Origin of the sequence: Methylobacterium sp. NFXW15 (genome assembly GCF_049887755.1) — a bacterium.
In the GTDB taxonomy this organism is placed as follows: Bacteria; Pseudomonadota; Alphaproteobacteria; order Rhizobiales; family Beijerinckiaceae; genus Methylobacterium.
Genome location: NZ_JAGEKG010000008.1, coordinates 193,337 through 206,053, shown reverse-complemented (window position 1 = coordinate 206,053; position 12,717 = coordinate 193,337). Strand labels below are relative to the sequence as shown.

9 protein-coding genes are annotated in these 12,717 nt (G+C 69.9%); 6 read left to right on the top strand and 3 right to left on the bottom strand.

Translation table 11 applies throughout. The features are described from left to right. The first annotated feature begins 50 nt into the window (after nt 1–50). The 6 genes from J4O73_RS18580 (at nt 51) to cysG (ending at nt 9,553) form a co-directional block, all read left to right on the top strand. Nucleotides 51–200, top strand: a complete 150-nt coding sequence (locus J4O73_RS18580) for a hypothetical protein (RefSeq protein WP_378973491.1) — start codon at nt 51–53, stop codon at nt 198–200. Between the two features lie 293 nt (nt 201–493). Next, nucleotides 494–1,762, top strand: coding sequence for an NAD(P)/FAD-dependent oxidoreductase (locus J4O73_RS18575; protein ID WP_426219716.1), 1,269 nt, complete (start codon nt 494–496; stop codon nt 1,760–1,762). A gap of 10 nt (nt 1,763–1,772) precedes the next feature. Then, nucleotides 1,773–3,560, top strand: coding sequence for a NirA family protein (locus tag J4O73_RS18570; RefSeq protein ID WP_426219714.1), 1,788 nt, complete (start codon nt 1,773–1,775; stop codon nt 3,558–3,560). Next, nucleotides 3,557–5,161 carry a sulfite reductase subunit alpha gene (locus J4O73_RS18565; RefSeq protein WP_426219712.1) on the top strand — a complete coding sequence of 535 codons (1,605 nt, stop codon included), beginning with the start codon at nt 3,557–3,559 and terminating at the stop codon, nt 5,159–5,161. The genes J4O73_RS18570 and J4O73_RS18565 overlap by 4 nt, the downstream gene beginning before the upstream one ends. A 165-nt stretch (nt 5,162–5,326) precedes the next feature. Next, nucleotides 5,327–7,987 (top strand): molybdopterin-dependent oxidoreductase, encoded by a 2,661-nt coding sequence (locus tag J4O73_RS18560; RefSeq protein ID WP_426219710.1) that lies wholly within the window; start codon nt 5,327–5,329, stop codon nt 7,985–7,987. Between the two features lie 90 nt (nt 7,988–8,077). Continuing rightward, nucleotides 8,078–9,553: a siroheme synthase CysG gene (gene cysG / locus J4O73_RS18555; RefSeq protein WP_426219708.1), complete on the top strand. Its 1,476-nt coding sequence runs from the start codon at nt 8,078–8,080 to the stop codon at nt 9,551–9,553. A 27-nt stretch (nt 9,554–9,580) separates the two neighbouring features. Here cysG and J4O73_RS18550 read toward each other — a convergent pair whose 3' ends face one another. The 3 genes from J4O73_RS18550 to J4O73_RS18540 form a co-directional block, all read right to left on the bottom strand. Then, nucleotides 9,581–11,035 (bottom strand): MDR family MFS transporter, encoded by a 1,455-nt coding sequence (locus J4O73_RS18550; RefSeq protein ID WP_426219706.1) that lies wholly within the window; start codon nt 11,033–11,035, stop codon nt 9,581–9,583. A 7-nt stretch (nt 11,036–11,042) separates the two neighbouring features. Next, nucleotides 11,043–12,311 carry a phosphoribosylamine--glycine ligase gene (gene purD / locus J4O73_RS18545; RefSeq protein ID WP_426219704.1) on the bottom strand — a complete coding sequence of 423 codons (1,269 nt, stop codon included), beginning with the start codon at nt 12,309–12,311 and terminating at the stop codon, nt 11,043–11,045. Nucleotides 12,312–12,407: 96 nt separating this feature from the next. Continuing rightward, the gene (locus tag J4O73_RS18540) at nt 12,408–12,716 is read right to left on the bottom strand and encodes a hypothetical protein (protein WP_426219702.1); all 309 of its coding nucleotides are present in this window, start codon (nt 12,714–12,716) and stop codon (nt 12,408–12,410) included. Between the last annotated feature and the right edge of the window lies 1 nt (nt 12,717).

Sequence of the window (12,717 nt, the reverse complement as noted above, 5' to 3'; positions counted from 1 at the left end):
GCAAATTCGACGCAGCGTCGCTCCCGCCAGCCCCACCCCAAAGGGTGGAGTTGCAACGCTACGTCCGCACCGGACGCCGCGCCCCACGACCTGCCAACGACAACCGCCGCCTCAGCGCCCCGAGCGGCTGGTATTGGGTCGTCGTCGTCGGTGCCATGCCGACTGTCGGCCTGCTCGTGGCCCTGTCGGCGCTTCTCTAAGCTTTCTCCGCCCCACCATCATTCGATGCGCTGACGCCTTCGTCGGCAGCCGCCTGCCGTTTGTGCAGTCACGCGGCATGATGCCGGGCCTCCGCCTCGCGGTGGCACCTGGCACGATCCCTGCAATGCATCTCGCGTCCGTCAACGGCGACGGACAGCGCCGTCAGCGAGGCCGCTGATCCGGTTCTCCTGGGGCCCCTGACCGGCTGTCCTGGGACGATGTCCGGCAGCGGCTTTTTCGTGGGCGGTCCGCCGACGATCCCTGGATTCGAGGTTCGAGACGCGACCGATCGATGTCGACATACCTTTTGGACACCGCGATGCCGGAGGCGCGGGGCACGGATGGGGGGGCGCGCGAGCGGCTCGTCGTCGTGGGCAACGGCATGGCATCGCTGCGCTTCCTCGAGCGCCTCACCGAGGCCTGCCCCGGCCGCTATGACATCGCCTGTGTGGGCGCCGAGCCCCAGGCCGCCTATAACCGCGTGCTTCTCTCCTCGCTGCTCGGCGGCGAGATCGACGAGGCAGCGACCGCCTTCCGCGGGCTCGACTGGTACGAGGCGCACGGCATCCGCCTGATCACCGGCGCTCCCGTCACCGCCATAGACCGTGAGAACGGTCTGGCCATCGTGGGCGAGACCCACATCCTTCCCTTCGACAAACTGGTCCTTGCCATCGGCTCCCAGCCGATCCGCCTGCCGAAGCCCGGCATGGACCTGCCCGGCGTCATCACGTTTCGCGATCTCGCCGACGTGGCGGCGATCCGCCGGGCGGCCGTGCAGCATGCCAAGGCCATCGTCATCGGCGGTGGCCTGCTCGGGCTCGAGGCCGCCGCAGGGCTCGCCCGGCTCGGAATCGACACGACGCTGCTTCACGTCATGGACCGGCTGATGGAGCGCCAACTCGATCACGAGGCCGCCGGGCTCGTGAAGCGGGCCATGGAGGAACGCGGCATCAAGGTACTCCTGGGCGCCGACACCGCCGCGGTCGAGGGCAAGGGCAGGGTCGAGCGTCTCCGTCTCGCGGATGGCACCGTCCTCCCCGCCGACTTGGTGGTGATGTCGGTGGGCGTGCGGCCCGCCGTGGCGTTGGCCCAGGACGCGGGCCTCGCGATCGGGCGTGGCATCCTCGTCGACGACGCGATGACGACCTCGGATCCGCGCATCTTCGCGCTGGGCGAATGCGCCGAGCACCGGGGTCTCGTCTACGGCCTTGTGGAGCCCGCCTACGAGCAGGCCGACACCCTGGCCCGCCACTTCTCCGGGCAGGAGGCCGCCTATCTGGGCACCCATCTCGCCACCAGCCTCAAGGTCTCGGGGCTTCCGGTCTTCTCGGCCGGGCTCGTGGACACCCCGGCGGATGCCGAGGCGGTCATCCTCTCCGATCCCGGCGCGGGCCTCTACCGCAAGCTTTTGCTGCGGGATGGCCGCCTCGTCGGCGCGGTCTTCGTCGGCGACATCGCCGAGCAGTCGGCCTGCAAGGCCCTGATCCGCTCCGGCGAGCCCGCCGGGGACGTGGATGACCTGATGTTCGGGCGCCCCGCGCCCCAGCCACTCGCAGCGTAAGGAGGCCAGCATGGCGGAAGAATTCAACGCCGAGCAGCGGCGCTACCTCGAAGGCTTCGCAGCGGGCATCGGTGCCGCGCGGATGACCGGCGGTCTCGCGAGCGGACCGGCCGCCGCGCCCCCTGCCGAGCCCACCGGCCCGGATGCGATCCACATCAAGGCGCAGGACGCGACCGTGAAGGCGGGCGGCAAGCTCGTCGATCAGGAGAAATGGAAGCGCGCCGAGAGCCCGTTCGATGGCCACAACCGGCTCAAGGCCGAGGCGGCACAGGGCAAGGCGCCCAAGCCCGAGGACAATTTCCGCTGGCGCTACCATGGGATGTTCTGGGTCGCGCCCAACCAGGTGAGCTACATGTGCCGCCTGCGCATCCCGAACGGGGTGCTGCACCATTGGCAGTTCGCGGGCGTCGCCGACCTCGCCGACGCCCATGGCGGCGGATACGTCCATGTCACCACCCGCGCGAACCTGCAGGTTCGCGAGATCACCCCCGAGCACGCGCAGCCCTTCCTCGACGGGCTCAATGATATCGGCCTCGGGGCGCAGGGGGCGGGGGCGGACAACATCCGCAACGTCACCGGTTCGCCCACGGCGGGCATCGACGGGCAGGAACTCCTCGACACGCGGCCGCTCGCCAAGTCGTGGAACAACTGGATCATCAACGACCGCTCGCTCTACGGCCTGCCGCGCAAGTTCAACGTGGCCTTCGACGGCGGTGGTGTGATGCCGGTGCTGGAGGAGACGAACGATGTCGGCTTCCAGGCCGTCGAGGTGCTGGAGGGAGCCTCCGTCGCCCCGGGCATCTGGATGCGCCTCGTCCTCGGCGGCATCTCGGGGCACCGGGACCTCGCCAGGGACACGGGCGTGGTGCTGAAGCCGGAGGAGTGCAATCAGGTCGCCGACGCGATCATCCGCGTCTTCATCGAGAACGGCGACCGGACGAACCGTAACAAAGCGCGGATGAAGTACGTCCTCGATGCCTGGGGCTTCGACAAGTACCTCGCCGCTGTCGAAGAGAAGCTCGGCCGCAAGCTGGAGCGGGTCGATCCCGCCCATATCGCGCCGCGAAAAGCCACGAACCGCTACAGCCATGTCGGCGTCCACCCGCAGAAGCAGGATGGCCTGAACTGGGTCGGCGTCGTGCTCCCCGTCGGCAAGATGCTGAGCGACGAGGTGCGGGCGCTGGCGAAGATCGCCCAGGAATGCGGCGATGGGCAGATCCGCCTGACCGTCTGGCAGAATTTTATTTTCTCCGGCGTGCCCGATGCGAAGCTGGAGGAAGTCGAGCGGCGGGTGGCCGAACTCGGCCTCTCGATCAAGGCGGAGGGTATCCGGGCGGGTCTCGTGGCCTGCACGGGGGCGCGGGGCTGCAAGTTCGCCGCCTCGGACACCAAGGGCCACGCCCTGCTCATCGCCGAGCATGTCGAGCGGACGGTGATCGATCTCGACGTGCCGGTGAACGTCCACCTCACCGGCTGCCACCATAGCTGCGCCCAGCATTACATCGGCGATATCGGCCTGATCGGCGCGAAGGTCGTCGTCTCGGAGGAGGGCGACACCGTCGAGGGCTACGACATCGTGGTCGGCGGCGGCTTCGCCGAGACCCCGAAGATCGGCACCGAGATCTGGAAGGCCGTGAAGGCTGAGGACGCGCCGCTCCGCGTCGAGGCGCTGCTGCGCACCTACCTCGCGGGCCGCCAGGGCAAGGACGAGACCTTCCAGGCCTTCACCGCCCGCACCGGACCGGAGGCCCTGCGCGCCGCCGCCGAAACCGTCCCTGCCCTGAGGGAAGCCGCATGACCCAGCACGTCGCTCCTCCTCTTGTTCTCATTCCCGAGACCGCCCCGTTCAACGACGATCAGCGGGCCTGGCTCTCGGGCTACTTCGCGGCTCTCCTCGGCCCGGCCATCGAGGGCGCCACTGCGCTGGCGCCGGGTGAAATCCCCGGCGGCGAGTCCAAAAAACTCGCCGACAACGACGACGCGCCCTGGCACGACCCGTCCATGCCGTTGCCCGACCGGATGGAGATGGCCAAGGACCGGCCGGAGCCGCAGAAGCTGATGGCCGCCATGGCCCAACAGGATTGCGGTCAGTGCGGCTACAATTGCGCCGACTATGCCAATGCGATCTTCCTGAAGAGCGAAGCGCGACTGAACCTCTGCCAGCCCGGCGGCAAGGAGACGTTGCGGATGCTCAAGAAGCTGGACGAGGAGTTCGGCGCCGCCGGGGGCGCTGCGCCCGCCGCCGCCGCGCCGGCCGCCGAGGCGAAGGAGCCGGACCTCGGGCCGCTCGGCTATTGCCGCGAGAACCCGGTGGAGGCCCTGTTCCTGTCCCGCCGCCGCCTCAACGATCCGGGCGGCGAGAAGGAGACGTGGCACGTCGAGATCGGCCTCGACGGCACGCCGATCGAATACGTCGTCGGCGACTCTCTCGGCCTGTTTCCGGCCAACGCCCCGGCGCTGGTCGATGCGGTGATCGCCGAACTCGGCGCCCGCCCGGAGCGGATGATCGGCGGGCGCACCCTGCGGGAGCGGCTGCTCGCCGACTATTCCCTCGGCGCCGCGCCGGACAACCTCTACCAGCTGCTCTCGCTGCTCACCTCCGGCGAGGCGCGCAAGAAGGCGCAGGCGCTCGCCTCCGGCGAGGATCCGGATGGGGACGCCGCCTATCTCGACGTGCTCGGCGCCCTGCACAAGTTCCGGGCGGCACGGCCCGATGCAGAGGTGTTCCTCGAAGCCCTCGATGAGCTCCAGCCCCGGCTCTACTCGATCTCGTCTTCGCCGAAGATGGATGTGGGCCGCGTGTCGCTCACCGTCGATGCGGTGCGCTACAACCACCGCTCGCGGCTTCGGCTCGGCGTCGCCTCGACCCATCTCGGCGAGCGCCTGCCCGAGCAGACCAAGGTGAAGGTCTACCTGCAGAAGGCCCACGGCTTCGGCCTGCCGGAGGATAATTCCAAGGACGTGATCATGTGCGGCCCCGGCACCGGCATCGCGCCGTTCCGGGCCTTCCTGCGCGAGCGCGCGGCAACCAAGGCGCCCGGCCGGAACTGGCTGTTCTACGGCCACCAGCGGCAGGCTTCGGACTTCTTCTACAAGGACGAGCTGAACGGGCTGAAGGACGACAAGGTGCTGACCCGCCTGTCGCTCGCGTGGTCGCGCGATGGCACGGAGAAGACCTACGTCCAGGACCGGATGCGCGAGAATGGCGCCGAGTTGTGGAAGTGGCTGGAGGGTGGCGCGCATTTCTACGTCTGTGGCGATGCCAAGCGCATGGCCAAGGACGTGGAGCGCGCGATCATCGACGTCGCTGCCCAGCATGGCGGCAAGAGCGCCGAGGACGCGGTGGCCTACCTCGCCGGGCTCAAGAAGGCCGGGCGGTACCAGGCCGACGTCTATTAGACCCCTACCGTCATTGCGAGTGAAGCGAAGCAATCCAGGGATCCGCCGTGTTCGGAGAAGTCCCGCTTCCCTGGATTGCTTCGCTGACGCTCGCGATGACGGCGCGTCTTCGGCCCCGGCCCGCCTCTTGCCTCACCGACGAGACCAACACCCGAGGAACCCGTCATGACCGCTGAGGTCCGCACCACCTGCCCGTATTGCGGCGTCGGCTGCGGCGTGCTGGCGACGCCCGACGGGCAGGGCGGCGCGAGCGTCGCGGGCGATCCTCAGCATCCCGCCAATCTCGGACGGTTGTGCTCCAAGGGCTCGGCGCTCGGCGAGACCCTCTCCCTCGAAAACCGGCTGCTGCATCCGCAGCTCAACGGCGAGCGGGTCTCGTGGGACGCGGCGCTCGGCACCGTCGCAGCGGAGATGCAGCGGGTCGTTGACCGGCACGGGCCGGAGGCCATTGCCTTCTACCTGTCCGGCCAGCTCCTCACCGAGGATTATTACGTCGCCAACAAGCTCGCGAAGGGCTTCGTCGGCACGCCGCATGTCGAGACCAATTCACGCCTGTGCATGTCGAGCGCGGTCGCGGCCCACCGCCGGGCCTTCGGCTCGGATACGGTGCCCGGCTGCTACGAGGATCTGGACGAGGCCGACCTCATCGTCTTCGTGGGCTCGAATGCGGCGTGGTGCCATCCCGTCCTGTTCCGCCGCATGGCGGATGCCAAGGCGCGGCGCGGCACGAAGTTCGTGGTGATCGACCCCCGCCGCACCCAGACCGCGCAGGAAGCCGACCTGTTCCTCGGGCTGAAGCCCGGCAGCGACGTGGCGCTGTTCTCCGGCCTCCTCGTCTATCTCGCCGAAAACGGCTTCAGCGACCGCGCCTTCGTGGACGAGCACACGGCGGGCCTCGACACCGCCCTCGACCGCGCCCGGCAGATCGCCCCGAATCGTGCCGCCATCGCCGCCGCGACGGGCTTGAGCGAGGGCGAGATCGGCGCCTTCTTCGACCTGTTCGCGCGGACGCGCCGGGTCGTCACCGCCTTTTCCATGGGCGTGAACCAGTCGATGCAGGGCACCGACAAAGGCAACGCCATCATCAATTGCCACCTCATCACCGGCCGGATCGGCGGGGTGGGGCAGGGGCCTTTCTCCCTCACCGGCCAGCCCAATGCCATGGGTGGACGCGAGGTCGGCGGCCTGTCCAACATGCTCGCCGCGCACATGCATTTCGCGCCGGAGGAGGTCGACAGGGTGCGCCGCTACTGGAGCGCCCCCCGGATCGTGACGGGCGAGGGGATGAAGGCCGTCGCCCTGTTCGAGGCGATGCACGCGGGCAAGATCAAAGCCCTCTGGGTAATGGGCACGAACCCGCTCGTGTCCGTCCCCCGCGCCGACCGGGTGCGCGAGGCCCTGGCCGGGCTCGATCTCCTCGTCGTCTCCGACATCATGGCCGATGCGGATACCGCCCGCGCGCGCGGGCGCACCACCGTGCTGCTCCCGGCCCTCGGCTGGGGTGAGAAGGACGGCACGGTGACGAACACCGAGCGGCGGATTTCGCGCCAGCGCCGGTTCCTGCCGAGCCCCGGCGAGGCGAGGGCCGACTGGGCGGTGCTGGCCGAGGTCGGCCGACGCCTCGGCCATGGCAAGGCGTTCGACTTCCCCAACGCGGCGGCGGTGTTCCGCGAGCACGCCGCCCTCTCGGCGTTCGAGAACAACGGCACGCGCGACTTCGATATCGGTGCCCTCGCCGAGCTCACGGAGGGCGCCTACGAGGCGGCCGCGCCGGTGCAATGGCCCCTGCCGAAACGGGGGGGTAAGCAGGGCAAACCACGCTTTTTCGCGGATGGGCGCTTCTACACGTTCGACCGCCGCGCCCGGTTCGTGGCGGTCCAGCCCCCTGGCCTCGCCGAAGTGGCGGGCGGGGAGACGCCTTTCGTGCTCAATACCGGCCGGGTGCGCGACCATTGGCACACCATGACGCGCACCGGCAAAAGCCAGCGCCTCTCGGCTCATCGCGCCGTGCCCTTCGTCGAGATCCATCCCGACGACGCAGCGACGTACGGGCTCGCGGAGGGCACCATCGCCCGCGTCGCGACAGCCCACGGCGCGGCCGAACTCGAAGTGATGATCACCGATGCGGTGGCGCCGGGCCAGCTGTTCATGCCGATGCACTGGAACGGCGCCTACGCCTCCGCGGCGCGGGTCGGGGCTCTGGTGCGCGGCGTGCCGGATCCGGTCTCGGGCCAGCCCGAGCTGAAGGCGACACCCGCCGCGATCGAGGCCGTCGCCTACCGGGCGCGGGGCTTCGTGCTGTCGCGGAATCTCGTGCGCGTGCCCGAGGGCTGGTGGTGGGCGCGGGCCGCAATCAGCGGCGGATGGGGCGTTCAGTTCGCCACCCATGACGGCTCGCGCGAGGTCGCCCTGGCCCTGCGTGGGCTGATCCAGGGAGCGGGCTTCCAGCTCGCCGAATACGCCGATCATGCGCGCGGCCGCTATCGCTGCGCCGTCTATGATGGGGCGAGCCTCGTCGCGAGCATCGCCGTGGGGCCTTACGAGGCTCGTCCAGATTGGGAGGCCGCCAAGGCCCTCTTCGCCACGGGCGAGCCGGAAGCGGCCGAGCGCCGCGCCCTTCTCTCGGGCCGCGCGGCCACGGAGGCGGCGGGCCCGGTGGTCTGCGCTTGCCACGGCGTCGGCCTCGATGTCATCGCCGCCGCCATCCGGGAGGGGGCGGGCACCGTCGAGGCGGTGGGCGCCGCCTGCAAGGCCGGGACGAATTGCGGCTCGTGCATCCCAGAGATCCGCAAGCTGCTGAGCGTCGGGGCCGCACAAGCGGCGTGATTGGTGCTAGATTGTCTGGGAGAAATGTGCCCGTCCCACCCGCCACCTCAAGAGGATGTCGGGGTCGGGTCAGGCCCTTGGACCCTGCCCGTGACTGCTGATCCGATCACCCCCCGTCCCCAGCGCGCGCCCCGCGAGACCCGTTCCGCCGGGCTCGAACCCCTGGCCGTGCTGCCGGTCTTCGTGCCGCTGCGTGGCAAGCGGGTGGTGCTGGCGGGTTCCTCCGGCGGGGCGCCGTGGAAGGTGAAGGTGCTGGCGGCCGCCGGCGCCCATGTCGATGTCTACACTCCCGAACCCTCGGATGAGTTGCGCGGCGTGCCGGGCGAGATCGTCGACGGCCATGTCACCCTGCATGAGCGGCACTGGACTCCGGACGATCTCTGGGGCGCCGCCTTCTGCGTCGGTGCCATGGAAGACGAGGTGGATGCGGTGGCCTTCGTTGCCGCCGCCCGCGCGACGGGCGCCATCGTCAACGCCGTCGATCGGCCGCATCTCTGCGATGTGAAGTTCGGCGCCATCGTCAACCGCTCGCCGCTGGTGGTCGGCATCTCGACCGAGGGCGCCGCCCCGGTCTTCGGGCAGACCGTCCGCGCGCGGATCGAGGCGATGCTGCCGCGCGGCTTCTCCCGCTGGATGGAGGCCGCCAGGGATTGGCGTGAGCGCGTCACCGGCCGCTTCCCCGGCTTCGCCGACCGGCGCTTCTTCTGGGAGCGCTTCACCGAGCGCGCCTTCGCCGAACCCGACCGCACGCCGCAGGACAGCGACCTCGCGGAACTGCTCGGCGAGACCGAGGTCGCGCCGAAGGGCGGGGCCGTGACCCTGGTGGGCGCCGGGCCGGGCGATGCCGAACTCCTCACGCTCAAGGCCCTGCGGGCGCTGCGCAATGCCGACGTGATCCTCTACGACGACCTCGTCGCCCCGGCGATCCTCGATTATGCGCGCCGCGAGGCCCGCACCATGCTCGTCGGCAAGACCGGGCACGGCCCGTCCTGCCGACAGGACGACATCAACGCGCTGATGGTGCAGCTCGCCCGCTCGGGCAAGCAGGTGGTGCGGCTCAAATCCGGCGACCCGCTGGTCTTCGGCCGGGCCGGTGAGGAAATCGAGGCATGCCGTCAGGCGGGCATTCCGGTCGCGGTGGTGCCCGGCGTCTCGGCGGCGCAGGGTGCGGCGGCTTCCCTCGGCCTCTCGCTCACCCATCGCGATGCGGCGCGGCGGCTGCAATACGTCACCGGCCACGACCGCAAGGGCGGGCTGCCGGACGACCTCAACTGGAGCGCGCTGGGCGATTCCAGCGTCACCACCGTGGTCTATATGCCCAAGCGGACGCTCGGCGCGCTGCTCGGCCGAGCGGTCGAGGAAGGGCTCTCGCCCGAGACCCCCGCGCTCCTGGTGTTCAACGCCACGCGTCCGAACCAGGAGGTGGTGCGCGGCACGGCTGCCGACCTCGCCGCGCGGGTCGAGGCGGCGGGGCTGGAGGGCCCGGCACTGCTCATGGTCGGGCGGGCGCTGGCCGAGGCGGAGGAGAGCCGCGTGGTGGCGGAGGATGAGCGCCGGGCGGTTTAGAGCGCCTCGCAAAACTCCCGGAGACTTTTAGCCCTTCGCCGGGCGCTCGCCGAGCGGTCGCTCTTCCAGCAGCGCCAGGAAGAGGAAGGTCAGGGCTAGGCAGCCACAGGCCGCGAGGAAGACATGCCGGAACCCGGCCGCGAGCAGGGTCGGGTCCGCGCCGCGCAGCAAGCTTTCGAGGTCGGCGCCCTTCTGGCCCGTCGCCGCGCCCAGAACGATGGTGCCGAACACCGCCACGATCAGCGCCCCGCCGAGGGAGCGGAAGAAGTTCATGGCGGCCGTCGCGATGCCGAGCTGGTGCGGCGCGACGGCGTTCTGGATCGTGATGGTCGAGAGCGGCAAGATCGTTCCGACGCCGATCGACAGGAAGGCGAAGGCGATCTCCATCAGCCAGAAGGGCAGGGTGTCGCCATAGACGGCCAGCAGCGCGCAGGCGGCGAGGCTCACGCCCATCATGACCAGCGGCACCCGCTTGTAATGCCGGAAGTACAGCATCGAGCGGCCCGAGAGGGTCGCCCCTGTCACGGTCCCGATCATCAAGGGCACCAGAGCGAGGCCGGATTGGCTGGCACTCAGCCCCACCACCCCTTCGAGGAAGATCGGCACGTAGATCGTGAGCCCGATGAACGTGCCCATGGCGAAGCACGCCGAAAGCGTGGCGCAGGCCACGACCGGGTTCGCGAGCACGGCCGCCGGGATCAGCGGCTCGGCCGCCGTCATGAGCCGCGCCACGAAGCCGCCGCCGAAGACGAGGGCGGCCGCCATGAGGCCGAGTACCGTGGGCGAGGTCCAGGCTTCGTGCACGCCGCCCCGGCTGAGGGCGAGGAGAAGGGCGGTCGAGCCGAGCACGAGGAGCACCGCACCGGGATAATCGAGCCGGTGGCGCCGCTCGTTGCGCGGGAGGAGCTTCAGCTTGTCGTTCGTGAGCCAGAAGGCCAGGAAGCCGATGGGCAGGTTGATCCAGAAGATCAGCGACCAGTGGACATGTTGCGCGAGCACGCCGCCGAGCAGCGGCCCGGCGACGGAGGCGGTGGCGAACACCCCGGCGATATAGACTTGATACCCCGCCCGCTCGCGGGGCGACATGATGTCGGCGAGGATGGTCTGCGACAGCGCGATCAACCCGCCGCCGCCGATGCCCTGAAGGGCGCGGGCCAGAGCCAGGGCGATCATGGTCGGGGCGAGGGCGCAGGCGAGCGATCCCAGGCTGAAGATCACGATGGCGATGAGCAGCATCACCCGCCGCCCGTGGATGTCGCTGAGCTTGCCGTAGAGCGGCGTGACGGCGGTCGAGGCGAGCAGGTAGGCGGTGACGATCCAGGGCAGGTTCGCGGCATCGCCGAGATCGAGCCCGATCGTCGGCATCGCGGTCGCGACGATGGTCTGATCGAGGGCGGCGAGCAGCATCGCCGCCATCAGCCCAGCCACGATCGCCCGGATCTCGTGCCGGGCGAGCCCGCCAGCCGTCGCCTGTTCTGTCATGCGGACTCTATGAGGCTTCCCGGGCGATCGCGCGATAGCCGATATCCCGTCGGCAGAAGCCTTCGGGCCAGTCGATCCGGGCCACGGCCGCGTAGGCGCGGGCCTGAGCCTCGGTGACGCTGTCGCCCAGCGCCGTCACCGCGAGCACGCGCCCGCCATCGGCGAGGATCTTGTCGCCCTCGGCGCGGGTCCCCGCCTGAAAGACGTGGACGCCCTCGCTTTCGGCCGCCTCGATGCCCCGGATCACCGAGCCGCGCACCACGGCGCCGGGATAGCCCGCCGCCGCCATCACCACGGTCAGGGCCGTGCGGCAGGGATCGGATTCGAGCGTCACGCCCGTCAGGTCGCCGTCGCAGGCCGAGAGCAGGGCGGGCACGAGGTCCGAGGCGAGGCGCGGCATCAGCACCTGCGCCTCGGGATCGCCGAAGCGGGTGTTGTACTCGATGAGCTTCGGGCCATCGTCCGTCAGCATCAGCCCGGCATAGAGGATGCCGGTGAAGGGGCATCCCTTGGCGCGCATGCCCGCGAGCGTCGGGTTGATGATTTCGGCCATCACCCGCGCTTCGATCTCGGGCGTCACCACCGTGGCCGGGGCGTAGGCGCCCATGCCGCCGGTGTTCGGGCCGCGATCTCCGTCGAAGACGCGTTTGTGGTCCTGGGCGGTGCCGATCGAAATGGCGCGGGTGCCGTCGCACAGGGCGAAGAAGCTCGCCTCCTCACCGAACAGACACTCCTCCACCACGACCTCCGCGCCGGGCTCGGCGAAGAGGGCGTTGAGCGCGTCCTCGGCCTGATCGAGGCTTTCGGCCACGGTCACGCCCTTGCCGGCTGCGAGCCCGTCCGCCTTCACGACGATGGGTACGCCCTTCTCGCGGACATAGGCCAGCGCGTCGTCGAGGCCCGTGAAGCGGGCGAATGCGGCAGTGGGGATGCCGTATTCAGCGCAAAGATCCTTGGTGAAGCCCTTCGAGCCTTCGAGACGCGCGGCGTCGCGGGTCGGCCCGAAGGCGCGGATCCCCGCCTCCGTCAGGTCGTCCACGAGGCCTGCGACGAGGGGCGCCTCCGGCCCGATCACCACGAGGCCGATCCGCTCGGCCCGGCAGAACGCCGCGACCGCCGCATGGTCGGAGACCTTGAGGTCGGGCAGGTTGGTGCCGTGACGGGCCGTGCCCGGGTTGCCGGGGGCAGTGTAGAGGTCCGCGCAGAGGGGACTCTGCGAGAGGCGCCATGCGAGCGCATGCTCGCGGCCACCGGAGCCGATCAGGAGAATTTTCATGTGCGAGCCATCATCGCACTCGGTTCTGAACCGATCGCGCCCGCGAGGGAAGGGCCTTTCTAGACTTGTCCCGTCCCCCGCCCGGACTGATCTAGATCAACACCCGGTGCAGATGCTGGTGTTGAGCCCGTGTCGCCGCCCCACCGCCCGGTGGCCGCGCCGCCCGAGCGGCGCGTAGAGGCCGGGATCGACCACGGCGGGCGGGCTGAACTGGACGTTGCGCTGCACCTGCATGGACAGGGTGTTGAACTCGGAGGTCCGCTGCTGGTTCATGCTGCGGAATTGACTCTGCAAGGCGAAGGAGTTGTTCGCCGCATTCGGGTTGCCGGGCTGGACCTGCGCGAGGGCAGGCCCGGCCGGGAGGCCGAAACACAGGACGGTACCGAGGACGAAACGGGTGCGCATG

Coding starts and splice junctions, on each gene's coding strand:
- J4O73_RS18575 (WP_426219716.1), top strand. CDS start 494: ATGTCGACATACCTTTTGGACACCGCGATGCCGGAGGCGCGGGGCACG.
- J4O73_RS18570 (WP_426219714.1), top strand. CDS start 1,773: ATGGCGGAAGAATTCAACGCCGAGCAGCGGCGCTACCTCGAAGGCTTC.
- J4O73_RS18565 (WP_426219712.1), top strand. CDS start 3,557: ATGACCCAGCACGTCGCTCCTCCTCTTGTTCTCATTCCCGAGACCGCC.
- J4O73_RS18560 (WP_426219710.1), top strand. CDS start 5,327: ATGACCGCTGAGGTCCGCACCACCTGCCCGTATTGCGGCGTCGGCTGC.
- J4O73_RS18550 (WP_426219706.1), bottom strand. CDS start 11,035: ATGACAGAACAGGCGACGGCTGGCGGGCTCGCCCGGCACGAGATCCGG.
- purD (WP_426219704.1), bottom strand. CDS start 12,311: ATGAAAATTCTCCTGATCGGCTCCGGTGGCCGCGAGCATGCGCTCGCA.
- J4O73_RS18540 (WP_426219702.1), bottom strand. CDS start 12,716: ATGCGCACCCGTTTCGTCCTCGGTACCGTCCTGTGTTTCGGCCTCCCG.